The sequence below is a fragment of the Mycobacterium sp. IDR2000157661 genome, from assembly GCF_022317005.1.
In the GTDB taxonomy this organism is placed as follows: Bacteria; Actinomycetota; Actinomycetes; order Mycobacteriales; family Mycobacteriaceae; genus Mycobacterium.
Window position 1 is genome coordinate 760,260 of record NZ_CP081006.1, and the last position, 18,285, is coordinate 778,544.

Below are 18,285 nucleotides of genomic sequence, written 5' to 3' on the forward strand. Positions count from 1 at the left end.
AACGAGGAAGAGTATAGATGTCGAATTGGCATGTCCTACGCAGCAAACTAGTGTTTCGGCGATCAGCATGGTCCACTAGCGATAAGCTTTCGCGAATCACCCAGTCACCTAGCGGACCGGAAAATCTCGAAGAACTATATTGCAGGGGCGGACATTGACAATCCAGGACTATGTGAAACTCCTGCGCGGTCGGTGGATCATCATTTGCGTCACCGCCACCCTCACCTTGCTGGGAGCCGTCGCATTCAACTTACTTTCGACCCCGCTCTACGAGGCTTCCACGAGGCTGTTCGTCTCCACTACGTCTGGCGACTCGGTCGCCGAAATATATCAGGGAAATCTTTATTCTCAACAACGCGTCGTCTCCTACACGCAACTACTTATGGGCGAGACTTTGGCACAGCGCACTGTGGACAAGCTCGGCCTGGACATGACCGCTAGCGAACTCCAAAAAAATGTCAATGCGACGTCGAAAGCCGATACGGTCCTGCTAGACGTCACAGTCGTTGACGAATCACCGGTACGCGCGCGGGACATCGCGGACGCATTGTCTGACGAGTTCGTCGTGATGGTGCGGGAGCTGGAGACGCCCCCAGAGGGGACGACACCCGATGCGCGGGTGGTCGTCGAACAGCGCGCGTCGATTCCCTCCAGTTCCGTGGTTCCACAGACTAGGCGCAATCTTGCGATCGGCCTTGCACTTGGCGTGGTGCTGGGTATTGGACTTGCGGTTTTACGAGACATGCTCGACAATACGGTCAAGGAACGACAGACCCTAGAGAACATTGCCGGCGTCGGGGTTGTCGGGAGCATTCCGCTCGATAAGGAGCGCCGGAGGGTACCGGCGATACCCTTCGAAAGCGACAGTTCGGCGATCGCTGAAGCGTTTCGCAAGCTTCGAACCAACCTGCAATTCCTGTCCGTTGATGACCCGCCTCGCGTCATTGTCGTCACTAGTTCGATGCCGAACGAGGGCAAAAGCATCACAGCAATAAACCTTGCGCTGGTCTTGGCGGAAGCTGAACACAACGTCGTGATAGTCGATGGAGACCTGCGACGCCCTCGGCTCAACACCTATCTGGAGCTGATCGGCTCAGTAGGTTTCAGCACCGTACTGGCGGGCGGCGCCTCTTTAGATGAGGTGGTGCAAAAGACGCGGTTCAAAGGGCTGTCCGCCGTTACCTCGGGAACGATTCCGCCCAACCCGAGCGAGCTCCTCGGGTCAATGGCAGCCAGGAAGGTCTTAGACGAACTGCGCTCTCATTTCGACTATGTCATCGTGGACTCATCCCCGCTCTTAGCCGTAACGGATGCCGCAGTTCTGGCAACCCACGCCGACGGAGTACTTGTCATAGCGCGGTACGCGCATACCAAGCGCGATCAGCTCGCGCAAGCGCTGGAACATCTCAGGGACGTCGGCGCTCGAGTACTCGGTGCGGTCTTCACGATAACGCCGACTCGCGGCGGGTCGAGCTACAGCTACACGTATTACGGAGAGGGCCGGCGGGCGTCGAGCGCTGATCTAAAGGCACATCCCAGCGATTCTGCGCAGTCTCAGCGACGGGACGGATGGGGCTCATCGCTAAGGCGCATCGTCTCGAGACAATGACGTTCATCGAAGATCGGGCGGGAGCGCCAAACCCAATCGCAAACGAAATCCACGCTGAAAGAGACCTTCTGCGACACATGCATACCGGCCAAGTCGCAGCGGCGACCAATCGTCGGTCACCGGAACGCGATGCTCGTCGCGGGCGCCTTTCAGCCGAACCCATGATCGTGCGACAACGACGGTCGGATGTCGGCGGGAGCGCGCGTCGCCAGTACGCCGCGCCGGCCGTCTTCGTCGCTCCCGCCGATACGCTGACCAGTCCGCAGCCAGAATGTCACGTTGCGCGGTCACGAGCCTGAACTTGCTCCACCGCGACTTGTTCCGGCGCACCAGGAACCACATCGCGCGAACCTTCTGCCGTCCTCTGGACGGCAAGTCCCAGCCCGGCATCCCGTGCTTCGGCCCCTAATCTAGTTTCAAACCGGGTCCTCGAACCCGGCCACACTCCATTGCGACTCTGCGAATCCCGTTCGATCAAGAACCCATAGAACGCTGCGACCGCGGCCATCCGATGATTGACCGTCCGAGCAGCGCGTCGATCGATACCACGACCAAATCCCACTGCGAACTCCTCGAACATATTCACCGACCGTCGAACGCCGCCACAGCTACCCCGGTAACATCACCCGCACGGAGTTCGAAACGTTCTGCACGTCTACCATTCGACCCCCCGACTCGCATAACCACCGCTCGAAACGGGCGGGTACAGATCAACTGGACCACTACGAGGGGCTCACCCCACGTGTAATTTCGCACCACTGTGCCGCTCTTATGCGACCCCTACCCCCCACTCATAGAATCGCACGGAGCAATTCGAATTCGGGAAGAACATCCTCGACGCCTCCTACACCCAGAGACGCTCTACTAGTTTGGTGGGTCGGGGTAGGCGACATCTACGCGCCACCAATGGTGGGAGAGTCGCCGCTGTTGCGATCGGAACCTCTAAGGGCGAGTTCAGGACCCCTGCGGCAAATCCAAGCTGTTGTTGACGACGGTTGAAAACTAGGCCAGTTGTGTCGCCTGCCAGGGTGATGGGACCTCTGGTTTGCCATGAGCATGGGACCGGGTTGTTCCGGTTTCAGGCCGTGCGTTGATAGTGGCCGAAGGGGTGGTTGCCGGTCAATCCGACGAAGTCGGAGGGGCCGGCTTTCGTGTCCCTGGTTTCTGGCGTTGCCGGTAGGACTCGCCTTCGACGACGAGTTCGTAGGCTGCTGATTGCAGTCGGTCCATCGCCGATTGGGCCAGCAGCGGGTCGGCCATCATGGTCAGGATCTCGGGTGGTTCGCGGTTGCTAGTGATGACGGTCGAGGCGGCGCGGTGGCGTTCGACGATGATCTCGTAGAAGTCGGTGGTCTCGGTGGCCTCCAGGCGGTGCAGCGCCAGGTCGTCTATGATCAGTAGGTCGACGCGGTGCAGTTTGCGCATCTCGTCTTCGTAGCTGCCATCCAGTCGTGCCCCGCGTAGGCGTTTGAACAGTTTGTCGGCCCGTTCGGTGTGCACGCTGTGATGTTTGCGTACCGCGATGTGCCCTAAAGCGTTGGCCAGGAACGTCTTTCCCACTCCGACCGGTCCCATGACGAGCACGTTGTAGGCATCGGCGAGAAACCGCAGTGAGGTCAATTCGGCCCACAACTGTTGATCGAACGCCACCGCAGCGGAGTCGTCCCAGGCCTGCAGCTGCATCGCCGGGTCCAGGTGGGCGGCCTTGGCGCGACGGGCCGCGGATTCGCGGTCACGACGGGTGACCTCGTCGGCGAACAACAACTCCAGGAAGTCGTGATGGGGCAGCCGGTTGGTGCGGGCCAACGCCAGCCGTTCGGGCAGCGTGTCGAGCAACTGCCCGAGCTTGAGGCGACGCATCAGGGCTTTGAGGTCAGCGGAGACCTCGATCGGCTTGACCGCCGGTGCGGCATCGGGACGGGCGGGGCTCATGAGGGTCTCCGCACCGCGAAATCCGCGCCGTCACGGACGAACCGCGACGCCTGCGCCGGTGGTGTGGGCATCAGTGGCAGTTGTTCACCGCCGCCGCGGGTCACGATCCGCTCGATGAGCCCGACGTCGATGACCTCGGTGTCCAGGGCCCGGCGGCACGCGTCATCCACGGCGTCGGCGCCGTGACGGCGGACCAGCCCGAGCAGCCGGTAGACCTGACGCATCTTGGTCCACGGCAGCGGATGCTCCAACACAGCGGTGGCGTAGGCGCCGACATGGGTGCCGTGCGCAGCTGCCTTGCGCTGCAGGGCTTTCAGATCCCGCATGGCATAGACCGAGACCTCCGAGGGGAGATCGGCCGGATCGGTGTGCCGGCGGCCCGGCGCCATCACCGGATGCACCTTGATCAGCTCACCACGCCAGTACAGCTTGACCGAGTGGGCATCAGCGCGGGCCTCGATGCGCTTGCCGACCAGCTCTCCGGGCACGCTGTAGAGCGCCTTGGCCACCTGCACGTGGCGGTCGGGTGCCACCTTCGGATGGGTCCAGACCGGAACGTCGAATACCGTCTCAGGCACGGGCTTGAGTGCGGGCAGTTCGTCGGCGGCGAACACCTCGGCCGGGCGCTGCCGGGTGGTGCCGTGGATCCGCAGCCCGGCGATCTGAGCGCACCACTGCTCGGCGCGGTTGCGGCAGTCGTCGAGATCCCGGAATGCTTCTCCGGCATAGAAATTCGACCGCACGTAGGTCACCATGCGTTCCACTCGCGGCTTATCGCGCGGGCTGCGGACCCGCGCCGGGTCGATGGCGAACCCACGCGACTGCGCATACTCACGGAAGGCATCGTTAAGCCGGGGCTCGGTCGCATGCGCGGTGGTGACGATGGCTTTCATGTTGTCCGGGATCACCACCGCGAACACTCCGCCGAAGAACACCCACGCGGCTTCGAACCCAGCGATCACATCACCCAGGGTCTGACGGTAGGTGGGCCAGACGAACATGTGCCGCGAATACACCGCGGTAAAGATCAATCCCTGCACGACTCGGCGCCGGCCGTCGGCGGCATCGGTGAGCATCCCGAGGCGCCCAAAGTCGACCTGCACCTCCGCACCCGGTTCGCAGTCGGCCACCGGCACCGTGGCTTGGCGGCGGCCGAAATCCAACTCGGTTGTGGCGTAACGATTCAACGTCCGATACGACACCACCACACCCCGGCGCCCCAACAGCGTATGGATCTTGGTCAGCGTCAACCCGTCTTTGAGCCAGGCCTTGATCTGCTCGTGCTCGGCGGCGATCGTCTCCCACGCCAAGCTCTTGCCGGCCGGCCGGTGTGGACGCACCCCGGCAATCACCGCCGCGATCAACTCATCAGTGAGCTGACCGTCTCCGCCATCGCGGTCCAGCCCACTGGCGCGGGCTCGGTCGACATACCTGCGCACGGTCTTGCGGTCGGTGCCCGATAACCGGGCCACCTCCCGCAACCCCAACCCCTGCAGCCACAGCCGCAGCATTTCCACGATTTCGATCACCGATACCTCCCGGTAGCTCATCAGGCCAATACAGCGGCCCAACAACCGGAAGAACCCACGCCACGCCGAGGTGGTCCCAGAACTGGCAAACCGCCAGCCAGATGGTCCCATCAATGGCAAACAGGTGGTCCCATGCTCATGGCAAAACCAGCTCTGAAGTGGTCCCATTCACCTGGCAGCCGACAAGTTGCGACGGTCGAAAAGTAGGCCACCCATACAGATTGGATGGGTGATCTCCTTGGAAGACTGGGCCTTCATTCGGCATCTTCACCGCAGCGAGGGTTTGTCGCAGCGGGCCATTGCACGTCAACTCGGCATCGCGCGTGACACGGTGGCTAGTGCGCTGGCCAGCGACGATCCACCAAAGTACGAGAGGGAATCGCCGGCCTCGGCGATCAACGAGGTGGAACCGCGGATTCGGGCGTTGTTGTCGGCCTATCCCCGGATGTCGGCGACGGTGCTCGCCGAGCGGGTGGGGTGGACGGGCTCGATCTCCTGGTTTGGGGAGCGGGTCCGGATGATCCGCCCGGAGTACCTGCCCGCTGATCCGGTCGACCGCCTCGAGCATCCGCCGGGTCGGGTGGTCCAGTGCGATCTGTGGTTCCCGGCACCCAAGATCGCGGTCGGGTTCGGTCAGGAGGCGATGCTGCCGGTGCTGGTGATGGTGGCCGCGTTCTCCCGCTTCATCGCCGCGGTGATGCTGCCCTCGCGCCAAACCATGGATCTGGTGGCCGGGATGTGGCAGCTGCTCTCACAGAACTTCACCGCGGTGCCGCACGAGTTGTGGTGGGACAACGAGGCCGGGATCGGACGCCGCGGCCGGTTAACCGATCCGGTCACCGCGTTGATCGGGACGCTGGGTTCGCGGCTGGTGCAACTCAAACCCTATGACCCCGAGTCCAAGGGCATCGTGGAGCGAGCCAACCGGTATCTGGAGACTTCGTTTCTGCCCGGGCGCAGCTTCACCTCACCGCAGGACTTCAATGATCAACTGGGACTGTGGCTTCCGACCGCAAACCGTCGTCGGGTGCGGGTGTTGGATGGTCGCCCGGTGGACTTCTTGGCTGCCGACCAAGCCCAGATGCTGACCCTGCCACCGGTGGCGCCGACAGTGGAGACGAAGACGTCGGTGCGGTTGGGGCGTGACTACTACCTGCGGGTGGCCGGCAACGACTACTCGGTGGATCCGAGTGCGATCGGCCAGCTCGTCGAGGTGAGGACCACCCTGGCCCAGGTGACCGTGATGCGGACGGGGCGCCTGCTGGCTGCTCACGATCGCTGCTGGGCAGCGCGACAGACCCTGACCGACCCTAAACACGTCGAGACCGCTGCGGTGTTGCGTCGACAGTTCCAAGCCGGGCCGCCACCGGCGACCGGTGACCAGCTGGTGCGTGATCTGGCAGACTACGACCGGGCATTCGGCGTCGACTTCACCACTGCCGAAGTCACTTCTGATGGTGAGGTGGCATGAGCATGGCCGAGGATCCGATGAAGGCCGTCCTGCACTACGCCCAAGCCCTCAAGGCGCCACGCATCCGCGACGCCGCGGCCCGCCTGGCCGAGCAAGCCCGCGACGCCGGCTGGACTCACGAAGAGTATCTGGCGGCCGTTTTATCGCGGGAGGTTGCGGCTCGTGAGGCCTCCGGTGCGGCGACCCGTATCCGCTCCGCCGGGTTCCCGACCCGGAAGTCTTTGGAGGACTTCAACTTCGATCACCAACCCGCACTCAACCGGGACATGATCGCCCACCTCGGCACCGGCGCGTTCCTGGCCAAGGCCTCCAACGTGGTCCTGCTCGGGCCACCCGGAACTGGCAAGACCCACCTCGCCATCGGATTGGCGGTCAAGGCCGCGCAGAGCGGGCATCGCATCGCGTTCGCCACCGCGGTGGACTGGGTCGCTCGCCTCAAGGCCGCCCACAACGCCGGGCGGCTCCCGGCTGAGCTGGCCAAGCTGCGTCGCATCGGGTTACTCGTTGTCGACGAGGTCGGCTACATCCCCTTCGAACAGGACGCGGCGAACCTGTTCTTCCAACTGGTCTCCAGCCGCTATGAACACGCCTCGCTGATCTTGACCTCGAACCTGCCCTTCGCCCGCTGGGGCGACGTGTTCGGTGATCAAGTGGTGGCCGCGGCGATGATCGACCGCATCGTGCACCATGCCGACGTCCTGACCCTGAAGGGATCCAGCTATCGGCTCAAGGACACCGGAATCGACACCTTGCCCTCCGCACGCGCAGACAACACGGCACAATAACCACAACCACGTGGCCTACTTTTCGACCGTCGCTTCTGGCCTACATTTGGACCGTCGTCAACAGCTGTTCTAGAGAACCTCGAGGCCCGCTCGGTACACTAGCGTCATGCCCCAGAATGTACACGTAAACATTGCGGACAAGAACACTGGTTATCGCCCATACCACCAGGTTGTTGCTCGACTTGTTGCGAAATATGGCGATCCCTCGCTTCCACTATTGGACGTTGGAACTGGCGCGGGTAACATTCCGCGGCTCGTACATTCGCTGGGCTTTCAATCTATTGATGTGGCGGACGCGTACAAAGAGTGCCTGCAAAGCACTGCCGAAAGCGTGCCTATTCGCCAGTCGTACCTTATCGACGAAAACACTTTCAACATTTCAGATGTCATCCCGCCGAGTTCATATAACGTGGTCACCATGTCCCACGTCCTCGAACACTTATTGAACCCAGTGAAGGGACTCCAAGACGTTTATGATCTAATCGCTCCCGGAGGCGTAATGGTTTTGGCGGTTCCGAACCCTATGCGGCCGATCGGCGTCATCCAAGCAATCCGGCGAAAGCGCTACTCTAACCTAGGGCACGTCGTTACGTGGGACCGATCGCACTGGATGAACTTCCTTGAGCGAATCATGGCCTACGAGGTCGCCGAGTACGCAAGCGATTCGGTACCCATTCTCCCGAGGAGCAGTGGACGCTTTGAAAGAGCAGAGATTAAGCTCGCACGAGTCCTACCGTGGCTCAGTTTTACTAATATTGCGGTAATTCGTAAGCCGCTTCACCCCCATTAAATGGCAATTGCAAGTCGAGTCATGAGCATTTAAGCACAAAATTCGCATTTTGCGAGCCGATTGTAGTCGGGCGCGTGTCAGACCGAGTTCGTCAGATTAGCGTTGTAAGCGGCATCTTCGATTAGGTGGTTTCACTTCCCGGCAGCGGTCGGCGAACGTGATCGCGACGGCGTTCACCGCTGGTTTCCAGCGCATGGTCCATCGCCTCGGTCCGGTTCCAGGTCGGAGCCCAGCGACCGGGTGACACGCCACATTGGGCGGCGCAGTGCCCGCCGTGGCCTTAGCGAGGGACAGCGCCGGCCTAAGCGCTCGATGCCAATCGCGGCGAGCCCAATTTACCTGGATATCACAGTTCGGCGATCCGTTTGCTTTCGCGCTCACTGGTGGCGGTGACTATCGCCCTACGGTAATAAGCCCACCAGATTGACGCGCTGATGGGACTTGAGATCGCCAGTGCAACCACGGTGCCAATTGCGCCGTTGATCAAGGCTCCGGCGACCTGCGAACCGACGAAGATTGCCGTTGTATAGATACGCGCCCGCACTGTTCGAGATCCGTCTGCGAGTGACCTAAGGCCCACCATTGGCGCGATTGTGCAGCTGGAGACAATCTGCGCAATGGCGAGATACGGAAGTAGTGGTTCGGCCGTCTCCCAAGTATCGCCAAGCACGGCGACCCCGACAGAGTCGGGCAGCGCCAACACCACCGCAGACCAGACAATGCTGAGCGCGGCTAGGAGGCCGGCGGTCAGTAGTATCTCTCGCTGAAAACGGCTGATTGAACGTCTAGCCGATCGGACGAGCTCTGGGACAACAGCGCTTTTTACAGCCATCGAAAAAACCGAGGCTGGCCGGAACAAGGTAGTACCGCCGTTGAAGGCGCCTACAGCGCTAATTGGCGCCACAGCCGCTAGCGCGAGACTTCCAGAATGTTGGCCGAGTTGAGTAATGAGGTTGTCTGCGGCAAGGCGCCGAGGCAACACACCTTGCCTATCGAACCATCTGCGCATGCCACAAAGGTTGGGCCGCACCCGGAGGTGTGACGCCGAGAAGGCGCCTGCGATCCATGCGGACAACCCCCATGCTGCCAAGATCTGCCAAACAGCAGTATCGCCTCCTAGCACCAGGAAAGCGATGCCGACAGACTGAAAGAGCAGCTGTATGCAGTCATTTAGCGCAGCCGCTCGTGGGCGACGAGCCGCCAATGCGGCGTACCTCATGAAGTCCTGAAGTAGCAGGCCTGGCAGCAGTAGGCCAAGGGCGCATACCGCCTGGCCAAATGAGCCTCCGACCAACCAGCCGCCAAGTGAGATTGCTACGCCGACAATAACCCCCATTGTGGCCGCTGAGCCTGCGCCATTTTTTGCGGCGTCTCTCCAATCCGATTCAGACGAAGTCGAATGGGAAACCGAAAATGTCTCTGCAACGAGGCCGCGCGCACCTCCTTGTACAACGAGAAAGACGACATACGCGAGTGAGAAAGCTCCAAATTCCGCCGCAGTCGACTCGCGCGCCACCATTACCGTCAGCATGAAATTGGAAAGACTGAACAGCAGCTGGTCGGCCATCCCGACGAGGGTTCTACCAGCTCGGCGTGACGACAGTCTCACCTTCGCGTGCCGTGCATCAATGGTTTCGCGCTAACCCCTGCTCCTACCGAAGTAAGCTTACCTGAGAGGGAGGGAAGGTCCATTATTCCGAACTGGCACTTCCGTCTACGGACCACGAGCGGCGTGACAGAAGTCGCGCCGACCAGCGGTAGATGGTAAGTGGCGCGAATTGCCCGTTTAGAACGAATAACAAACGAATCGTGCCAAGTTTCGAGCACAGTCGAAACTCGCGCGGTTGCTGCTATTGCTTCGACCTCGGCAATTGTGCGTGACGAAACAATTTGATCGCCGCTGTGATACGCGCGGTTTTCTGGGCGCAGGGTGATGACAAAATTTTCTTCGTTGGTCACACAGTCCTCACAAACATCGGTGCAGCCCACGGGTTTGCTCGGCGGTGGCGTCGCGCAGCCTGCCGATGATGGCCTGGAGCCATGCGCCGCGCGCAAACCGATGGCGGGGAACGCGCTACGATCTCGCAACAATCTTACCTGGCGTCGTATTGGGAGGTTTGCGATGTGGTTCCCGAATGAGGGCCCACGAAATCAGAAGTGCCAAGGTGCAGTCGCGCAGGAGCGGAAACCAGAATCCGACGAAGTCGCCCGACGATAGCGACAGCGCTGTGTGCAGCATAACGTAGGCTGTCGCAACCCCTCCAGCGATTGATATCTCGGCGAGCCTTAGCGTGCGTTGGCGCACCCAGGCGAACAGCCATCCGACCAGAGCGGCGGCGAGGGCGAGTCCTGGCAGCCCAAAGTTGAGATACGCCTCGCCAAGCAGGCCCGGAGGGCGCCCCGTAATTCGATCGGTTCCAAGGCCGAATATTGTTGCTCCGTATTCCGGACCAAGCCTGACGTTCGGCTTGTCGGGCCACAGACTTCTCGGAACTGGCGCAGCGAGGCCCTGAAGGTATGTCCGGCCATTCATATAGTCGACCACCTCAGGGACGGCGGCCCGGACAGCCGCCAGTTTGGCTGCGTTGTAGCCTTCTCTGCCACTGGCAAAGTCGCCGAGCGCCGCGAGTGGGGCGACGTCAACCCCTACGCGCTCTTCGTTGCCGACTGAACGAATCCCGCCTGCGATTGAGGCCGTCACGGCGAGTGCCAACACGACAACTACGACCCGGCGGACTCGAACCTTCCTTGCGGTCCACATCATGATGACAAGTAGTAGCGCCCAGACGAAGAGCGCCTGAGAGCGGGACCCGAGAAGCATTCCGGAAACTGTGGACACCACAGCAAATAGGGCCAGCAGCACGCGCGCCGGACGGGTTCTCATCGAGGGATACTTGCGCATGGCGTAATAAATCACGCCGGCAGTTGGCGCCGCAGCAAGCGTGAGTAGGCGTGCGAGACCGCCGACGCCTAGCGCGGGCGATCCGGCTTCGTCGATCAACACGCGCCGTTTGGCGATTGGCCGGGCGAGCACCTCTTCGAGTCCGTTGACGCCCGATTTGCGTAATGCCAATACCACACCAGCTGCCGAGAGGGCTAGCAGCGCAATCGCTATCCCTGAGTAGTGCTTGCTCCAGGTGACAGGACGACTGGGGCTATCCTTTAGATCCCAAGAAGCTGCGGACGAGCGACGGTTGTCAGGTATTCCTGAAGCCGCAGCTTGAAGAGCACGCGTTTGCCGGTGGTGCGTGCGTGGCTCGTTCTTTTCGCTGCTTTGTTTCCTGGACATGGACAGGTAGAAGAGGACTGCGAGTGCCATCCACATTGCCTGGATGGTGACGGCGTGCTGCCAATCTGCCCCCGTGGCGCGGGACAGATCAAAATATGTCGGACGTCCGCCGTTGAATGTCCAGTAGGCAACATGGAGGACCGTACCGACGAAATACGGGTACATCAGGAAGGGGAGGGGTGACAGATTGCGTTTGCTTTCCGTGACGTAGGCAAGGAGCGGAACCACAGCGCCAGCCAAGGCGACGAGTAGTGCGATCACGACAGGCCTCGGCTCTTTCGGTGAAATAGTTCATTGGCCGTTCGGCTGGGCCGTGCTGACTGTTTGTCGACAATTACATCGGCAAGCTTTTCGATTGACGACACGGTGTCACAAGCCGCACGGGAATAGCTGGCACGTGCATCCGATCGGATGAGTGCGATATCGCCCCTTAGTACGTCGATCACCGCCTCAGAAAATGCTCGATCGCTCGGGACGATGCAGAGGCCCCCGGTGTCGGCAAGTTCCGGGATAGCGCCAACGGCAGTTGCGATAACCGGCGTACCAACGGCTAACGCTTCCCAGATCACAAGGGGCTGAGCTTCGTTGGCGTATCGCGAAGGAAACAGGAGCAGATCGAGCTGCCTAAGATAGTCAAATTTTGCCCTGTCTTGCAGGGGGCCCACTCTCTCGAGGTTCGCGGCCGGTTGGGCTGACAGATATTCGTCAGCATCCTTCGCGATTGGCCCTGCCAGGGTCAAGGTTGCAGCTATGCCTTCCGACTCAAGCGCGCGCAACGTGCTTACCGCGACGTCAACGCCCTTGTCCAATGTCAGATTGCCGAGCATTCCTAGCTTGACCCTGCGACCGGTGGTTTCAGCGGGCGCATCAGTCATGTCGGGCGGAGAAATCAAGCCCGCGTTGGAGACCACTTGGGTTCGGGCGGGGTACGAGCCGGCGAATCGGAGTGCCCTCGCCATGCTGTCCGATAGGACGATGTGCATCGTCCGTTTTCCCCCAACCCGGACAAGTAACGAGAGCACAACGTTCTCTCGGCCCAGGTAAGACCACGCGTGATGGTGGGCGAGAATCCGACGGCCCTGAACACGGGCTAGGGCGATAAGAACCAGAGTACCGATCATGCCACGCCCTGAATCAACAACAACGTAGAGAGCACCACGGGAGGTCCATGGATACCGCCGCAGCAGCGCAAGATGTTTTCGAAGGCCCCATCGAAGACCGGTCTGGCCGTGAGCGGCACTGACGTAGCGCCGCTCAATTTCGATTTCGCCGAGTTGCTCGAACTTCTCCGCCATGGCCAAGGACGCCAGTGTCATCCCAGTGGTCGGCGGAGGCACTACCACCAGAAAGTGAATCTTGCTCATCGCGCCAGAATTCGGTGGTAGAGGTCGTCAGCCCTACGCAGTAGCTCGCTGGCCTCGGTCGTCTCGAAAAGAGGCGCTAGTCGGGCACTTTGCTCGCTGCGCTTCGCCGTGGGAATCGATAGTTTCTGCTCCGGGATGGAGCCGAACCTGCGATCACCGAGCGCCTTCACCGCGTCGAATAATTGGGCTTCCTGCGGCAGAGTCTTTGGCCTGTCAAGAGCCAAGCCGGTCGCGTCGCTAAGCGCTGCAACCACTTCCGGCATGTGCGCGCGTACATCCTCGAAGCTCGCGACATAGACGAGCGGGTTGGCCAGGTGAGTGGAGGAGTAGTAGTCGATCCATCGGCGAATGGCTGGGATGACCGCATTCGAACCCGAGTAGACCAGCATCGATCGGATGGTCTCTGCTGGTGGACGGGCGATAACGAGGCTCGCCACGCCGAGTTGGTTGGCGCGCGCGACGTGGGCTGGGTGATGCACGTGCGACGCAACGACCAAATTGGGCCAGGCCAGTTTCGCCCACGCTATGGCATAGGTATTTCCGGATCGCGGGTGGCCCTCAATCACCAAGTCAGTGTGCTTATCCACCACGTGCCGGTTGCGCCCCCGCTTAAACTGCGCGATCGCGCAGTACAGGCGTGGGTACCGCGCGACTATCGCTCGACTATGTTCTGCTATCACCTCGAGTACCCCCAACGTTGCCCAAGCGGCAAGCCAGTCAATTCCTCAAGCAGCGCAACCTCATTCCGAAACTCGCTACGGAGGTCGCTAGCGAGCTGTGCGTCAGGTGAGGGTCGTGTTACATCCGCGTAAAGCATCTGGTCTCTTGTCGTGCGCAACTTGCTGACGATCAGGCTCGGGAGAGCTCGTTTTGCTCCCCGCGTGACTTTTCGGAACCCGGGCCGTCTGAGGAGGCCCGGCAGCGGCCCACGCGCACGTCGCGCTCCGTTGTGCGCCGTTAAGTCGACTTCCCTATCTGGCACGCCAAGCCAGCCGGTCACTTGCGCGAAGGTACCGGCGGGATCTGCCTTGAGGTCCTCGAAGACTACGAATCGCACGCGGTCGAGCCCGACTTGGTCTCGAACGAGGGAGAGTTGGCTTCCGATGCTGGCGATCGAGTGATACTCGAGTAGGCCGGAGTCAGGACATAGCTTGGTCGGGCCGGTGAGCCGCGGGTTCATTCGCTCTGCCCAAGCGTCGCTGAACGTCCGCAGGTCGAATCCCTGGAGGGCCATCTGACCATGAAATGATTGCGCGATATCGACAGGGTTCCGAAGTAACGCGATCAAGATCGGATCAGCGCCAAAATCAACGAATCTCATCGCCGCCCCGCGGCTTGCGAGATACAGCGACGACGCTTCTCCGACCGCTACATGACGTGGTCCCGCGCGGTCGAATAACCGAGAATATGAGGTCACATCGGAAACTCCCTGGAGGGCGCGCAACCCGGGGAAGTCGTCGGCAAAGAAGAAGGGCTCTTTAGGATCCGTGAGATATACAGCAGGGTGCGACTCTAGCCAGCGTGCGAGCGAGGTCGTTCCACACCGGGGCGCACCGATTATTGCAAAGTTTGGTTGAGTCATCTTCTCACGTGGCCGCGTGGACTATCGCCGCGCGCAGGTCGTGCGCGACTGGAGGCCGCATTGTATGCCGGTTGAGGGGCCACCGTACTATCGCCGGTGGCGCAGTTAGTGAGCGCACCTTCAGGCGGGCCCATCGTCGGATTCGTCTCGCCAATCCGCTTATTCGACAAAATCAAACCGGATCTTTCCATAACGGGTTGCTGCCTACACGTGCGCCATCAACCACGCGAGTTCATTCTGGCGCTCGTCTTCCAGATAGGCCGGGTCGATCGACACCGGCCGGTTGCGTATATCGCCACAGCCGACGCGGTCGAAGAGCGCTGACCTAGCGCTCGGTGTGAACAGCATCGCCGGACTGCCATAGGCGAGCGTGACGACGCATGCATGCACGCGGTCTGCCAACGTCATACACGAGTTCGCATATACCGTGAAGTATGTCCACGGCTCGTCAGACGCAATTGCGTTCTCGTGTTGGTAGATTTTGTATGTCATATGCGGGTTAAAACGGTGCTCCGGCCGGATGATCTTCCTCCCATTGAGTTCTTGTGGAAGCTTGCGGCGATCAAGCGCATGACCAATGTATGCCTGTACCTTCGAGCGGTGCGCTAGCCGGGACACTACTGGGGGAACTCGCAGGTTCCACATCACCCCTTCAGCTTCGAACCGGATGTCTGAAAACCTTTTCTCTGGGCCAAGGGTGATCGAAGGCTCGGGATACCGGTCGAAATTGAACGCGTAGTAGTCCAGGTCCGCTGTCCTGAACGGTACGTAGGTTTTCGGCGCGAAAAACGCACTGTCCAAACCGTCGTAGAGCGGAACGCCTAGATCCCACGATTCCAAAATTGAATAAGATCTGGAATCTCGGGTAGAAATCAAGGCTGGCGGGAATTGCTCAAGAAACTTACGAACCGCCGCAAGCTCATGATTGGTGAACTTAAAGAATGCCGCTCCAATCAGAAGGAACTTCGTGCCTCGCTTCGAGAGAGCAGTAATAGTAGCTGCCCACAACTCTGCGATATATTCAGAAAACACCGGACCCTGCAGGACGATGTAGTCTACATCTAGGTACTGTATGAATCCGATGTCGTTTTTCGGGTTTCCTCTTGCCGCGTTGTGGAACGTACGATAGCCGGGCTGGTCCTGAATGAACTCCACGACACCCAGTCCGAAAATTTGCTCCAATAGCCATTTTCCGCCAACATTAAAGAAAGCATTGCCGATGTTCTGACCCCAAAATCCACTTACGAGTGCAACACGGGGCCTCGGCGACGTCGTCATCGATTCAAAATCCTCTGATAAGATGCCACGGGTCACCTCTCTGACGATCTTTGTCAACCGCCTTTATCAACGTCTCAAACCGAAAACGTGCCATGGTTACAAGATTCGAAGCTACTCACTAACCTAACAGTGATCATTATTGACTCTTCTCAGAGAAGTGGGGCTTAACCTTGCCTTAGCCTGCGGCCCGTACGCCTCTGTGCGTGGACAGTTGGTCGAAGATCCATTGGTAAGTCTTCTCAAGGCCATTAACGAGTCGTGTGGATGGCTCCCATCCGTAAACGGACTTGATCATCGTATTGTCGCTGTTCCGGCCGCGGACGCCTAGTGGTGCATCCAACTTATAGTTGCGCCTGACCGTAATCCCAGCAATCTTCTCGATGATGTCGACCATTTGGTTGATGGTCACGAGTTCAGAACTCCCCACGTTCACCGGTTCAGGACTATCACCCTCGGCCACTCGGATCGATCCCTCGACGCAGTCATCGACATACATGAAGCTGCGTGTCTGCTCGCCGTCACCCCAGATCTCGATTTCGTGCCTACCGCTGAGCACTGCCTCAGCGACTTTGCGGCATAGCGCCGCTGGAGCCTTCTCACGGCCGCCCTCAAAGCTCCCAATCGGTCCATACACGTTGTGGTAGCGCGCCACTCGAGTTTCGAGGCCAAAGTCCTCAAGGAAATGGCGACACATGCGCTCACTGAACAGCTTCTCCCACCCGTAGCCATCTTCAGGCATGGCCGGGTAGGCGTCACTTTCCCTCAGCGCCGTCACATCGGCAGCGACCTGCTTGTCGGCAGCGTAGACACACGCTGAGCTGGAATAGAAATAGCGGCTCACGCCGGCATCCCGGGAAGCAATCAGCATATGCGTGCTCGTCAGCACCGACAGCATGCAGTCCGCTTTATGGGTTTCGATGAACCCCATTCCCCCCATGTCAGCAGCCAACATGTATACGATGTCGACTCCCTCAACGGCACGCCTGCAGTCTTCTATCTTCGATAGGTTGAGTTGCAGTGTCTCCACACCCAAGGGAGCCTGATACCAATCGACTGTCGACTTGATATCCGCACCACGGACCGTGGCACCTTTCTGAGCCAGATTCCGCGCCAAGTGGCCTCCGATGAAGCCACCGGCCCCGGCGACGAGCACCGTTTCCTTATTGCTGGCCATGTCTGTTCCTCCCGTGATCACTCGTCCATCGCGAGTGTCGTCGTACTTGTCTCGTCGGCCAGTTCGGCCGGTTCAAGTTCTTTATGCAGCGGGTCCCCTAGGCCGGCTGCATACAGAATCACTTCCTCGAAGCGGTCACAAATATTCTCGATGTGAAAGACACGCTCCGCGTAGCGACGGCCATTCGAGCCCAGCTTGTGGCGAAGATCCGGCCTGGCGATCAGGCGGAGAAGCGACGACTTGGCGCCCTCCGCGTCGCCTGGACGCCGGACAATCCCGGCTCCTGCATGCTCGATCGTTTGAGCGGCAGCATTGTCCAGCGGCAACAACGCCAACACCGGGCGTCCCGCGCATAGATAGTTCAGGATTTTTGAAGGTACCGAGTAGCGGCTCGCGTCAGATTCAAGCAGCGCGAGGAACACGTCGGCGCTAGCGAGCATGTCCGGAAGCTGTTCATAGGGCTGATAGTCCAGTAAGACCAGTTTATCGGTGTCCCGGCAACTCTCCTCCAGCCACTCCCTGCCCTTACCCTGAGAGACCACGACGATTCGGCAATCGTCGGAAACCGCATGTGCCAGCTCGGCAATTCTTGAGGGATCATGTTTCAGCCCAAGGGTTCCCGCGTACATCACCACAGTGGAATCACACAGTCCGTGCGCCTTCGACCATAGGTTGGTCCGAGGCCTAACGGGGACCTCGTCCAATGCTCCCCAGTTGGGGATGACCCGAACTTTTTCGTTTGCGATGTTCCATGTCCGCAAGCGCTCAACGAAAGCGTCGGCGATCGGGATGATTGCTGCCGCATTGCGCGCAACTGCAGATTCCATCCGATCTGCAAGCCAACCTATCGCGGCGCCGACCGACCCAAGCTTTCGGCGGGCGGCGGTGCCCACCGCCTCGCTATACACATCCTGCCACCAAGAAATGTAGGGAATCCTTCGCAGCCGCAGCGCTATTACGATGATGAGCAGCGGTATCACAGGGACATTCGCGAAGATCACCGCATCTGGATGCGCCGCGAAAATGGCCCTTACCGAGAGCCAGCTGTACTTGAACTCCTGCGAGATACGCCGAACCGGCGAGTACCGCGCAAACTCCTTCTTTAGCCCTATGCCCAGTATTGAGAAGGAACTTGGGTCATCAGGCCGGCGATCCGTGGCACCTTGGCCGGTGGCAACTGATGAGCAGTAGTGGTGCTCGACGACATGACCGCGTCGCGCGAGTTCGCGACTGAGCTGCAGCTGCCCAGGGTGGCCTGCGAAGTCATGGACGACAAGCGTCAAACGTGGACCATTCGTAGGATGCATCTAGGTGGCGGTATCTCGACGGTGTCCGCTAGCTCTGGGGACACTCGGTAGCGACGGAAAGACGGAGGTTAATTGCACCTCCAGTGCGCTCGTGCGACTCATGCGGGCGTCTTCCGCCCACCAACAGCCGAACCACGTACCACGTCATACCCCCAAGTGGCCGCCTGGCAGCGGC

At 60.2% G+C, this 18,285-nt stretch carries 14 protein-coding genes; 4 read left to right on the plus strand and 10 right to left on the minus strand.

The genetic code is table 11. The annotated features are described in order from the left end of the window. Positions 1-154 precede the first annotated feature (154 nt). Positions 155-1,609, plus strand: coding sequence for a polysaccharide biosynthesis tyrosine autokinase (locus K3G64_RS04500; RefSeq protein WP_238889301.1), 1,455 nt, complete (start codon positions 155-157; stop codon positions 1,607-1,609). A gap of 1,119 nt (positions 1,610-2,728) precedes the next feature. Here K3G64_RS04500 and K3G64_RS04505 read toward each other — a convergent pair. Next, positions 2,729-3,541, minus strand: coding sequence for an ATP-binding protein (locus tag K3G64_RS04505; RefSeq protein ID WP_083044876.1), 813 nt, complete (start codon positions 3,539-3,541; stop codon positions 2,729-2,731). After that, positions 3,538-5,091, minus strand: coding sequence for an IS21 family transposase (gene istA, locus K3G64_RS04510; RefSeq protein WP_238889302.1), 1,554 nt, complete (start codon positions 5,089-5,091; stop codon positions 3,538-3,540). Before istA (K3G64_RS04510) ends, K3G64_RS04505 begins: the two co-directional genes overlap by 4 nt. Positions 5,092-5,299: 208 nt before the next feature. On the opposite strand from istA (K3G64_RS04510), the gene istA (K3G64_RS04515) reads away from it, so the two are divergent. From istA (K3G64_RS04515) to K3G64_RS25630, 3 genes are all read left to right on the plus strand, one after another. After that, a complete protein-coding gene (istA, locus tag K3G64_RS04515; protein ID WP_238886612.1) occupies positions 5,300-6,541 on the plus strand; it encodes an IS21 family transposase in 1,242 nt (413 codons plus the stop codon). A 2-nt stretch (positions 6,542-6,543) separates the two neighbouring features. Further along, positions 6,544-7,326: an IS21-like element helper ATPase IstB gene (istB, locus tag K3G64_RS04520; protein ID WP_441338866.1), complete on the plus strand. Its 783-nt coding sequence runs from the start codon at positions 6,544-6,546 to the stop codon at positions 7,324-7,326. A gap of 106 nt (positions 7,327-7,432) precedes the next feature. Then, positions 7,433-8,116: a class I SAM-dependent methyltransferase gene (locus tag K3G64_RS25630; protein ID WP_370647099.1), complete on the plus strand. Its 684-nt coding sequence runs from the start codon at positions 7,433-7,435 to the stop codon at positions 8,114-8,116. Positions 8,117-8,462: 346 nt separating this feature from the next. Here K3G64_RS25630 and K3G64_RS04525 read toward each other — a convergent pair whose 3' ends face one another. The 8 genes from K3G64_RS04525 to K3G64_RS04560 all read right to left on the minus strand — a co-directional run bounded on the left by K3G64_RS04525 (position 8,463) and on the right by K3G64_RS04560 (position 18,086). After that, positions 8,463-9,683, minus strand: coding sequence for a hypothetical protein (locus K3G64_RS04525; protein ID WP_238889303.1), 1,221 nt, complete (start codon positions 9,681-9,683; stop codon positions 8,463-8,465). Between the two features lie 38 nt (positions 9,684-9,721). Further along, a complete protein-coding gene (locus K3G64_RS04530; protein ID WP_238889304.1) occupies positions 9,722-10,075 on the minus strand; it encodes a hypothetical protein in 354 nt (117 codons plus the stop codon). 115 nt (positions 10,076-10,190) lie between these two features. Beyond that, a complete protein-coding gene (locus K3G64_RS04535) occupies positions 10,191-11,666 on the minus strand; it encodes a hypothetical protein (protein WP_238889305.1) in 1,476 nt (491 codons plus the stop codon). Next, positions 11,663-12,769, minus strand: a complete 1,107-nt coding sequence (locus K3G64_RS04540) for a glycosyltransferase family 4 protein (RefSeq protein ID WP_238889306.1) — start codon at positions 12,767-12,769, stop codon at positions 11,663-11,665. Before K3G64_RS04540 ends, K3G64_RS04535 begins: the two co-directional genes overlap by 4 nt. Further along, positions 12,766-13,335 (minus strand): hypothetical protein, encoded by a 570-nt coding sequence (locus tag K3G64_RS04545; RefSeq protein ID WP_238889307.1) that lies wholly within the window; start codon positions 13,333-13,335, stop codon positions 12,766-12,768. The genes K3G64_RS04540 and K3G64_RS04545 overlap by 4 nt, the downstream gene beginning before the upstream one ends. A gap of 1,220 nt (positions 13,336-14,555) precedes the next feature. Continuing rightward, positions 14,556-15,665 carry a polysaccharide pyruvyl transferase family protein gene (locus K3G64_RS04550; protein WP_238889308.1) on the minus strand — a complete coding sequence of 370 codons (1,110 nt, stop codon included), beginning with the start codon at positions 15,663-15,665 and terminating at the stop codon, positions 14,556-14,558. Positions 15,666-15,804: 139 nt separating this feature from the next. Beyond that, complete coding sequence (locus K3G64_RS04555; RefSeq protein WP_238889309.1) at positions 15,805-16,803, minus strand: NAD-dependent epimerase/dehydratase family protein; 999 nt, start codon at positions 16,801-16,803, stop codon at positions 15,805-15,807. Positions 16,804-16,820: 17 nt separating this feature from the next. Continuing rightward, positions 16,821-18,086 carry a glycosyltransferase family 4 protein gene (locus tag K3G64_RS04560; RefSeq protein WP_238889310.1) on the minus strand — a complete coding sequence of 422 codons (1,266 nt, stop codon included), beginning with the start codon at positions 18,084-18,086 and terminating at the stop codon, positions 16,821-16,823. Positions 18,087-18,285 lie beyond the last annotated feature (199 nt).

Bases quoted from the DNA above. Each gene is read 5' to 3' on its own strand.
- K3G64_RS04525 (WP_238889303.1), bottom strand. From the start codon at position 9,683: ATGGCCGACCAGCTGCTGTTCAGTCTTTCCAATTTCATGCTGACGGTA.
- istA (WP_238889302.1), bottom strand. From the start codon at position 5,091: ATGAGCTACCGGGAGGTATCGGTGATCGAAATCGTGGAAATGCTGCGG.
- K3G64_RS25630 (WP_370647099.1), top strand. From the start codon at position 7,433: ATGCCCCAGAATGTACACGTAAACATTGCGGACAAGAACACTGGTTAT.
- K3G64_RS04540 (WP_238889306.1), bottom strand. From the start codon at position 12,769: ATGAGCAAGATTCACTTTCTGGTGGTAGTGCCTCCGCCGACCACTGGG.
- K3G64_RS04555 (WP_238889309.1), bottom strand. From the start codon at position 16,803: ATGGCCAGCAATAAGGAAACGGTGCTCGTCGCCGGGGCCGGTGGCTTC.
- istB (WP_441338866.1), top strand. From the start codon at position 6,544: ATGGCCGAGGATCCGATGAAGGCCGTCCTGCACTACGCCCAAGCCCTC.
- K3G64_RS04505 (WP_083044876.1), bottom strand. From the start codon at position 3,541: ATGAGCCCCGCCCGTCCCGATGCCGCACCGGCGGTCAAGCCGATCGAG.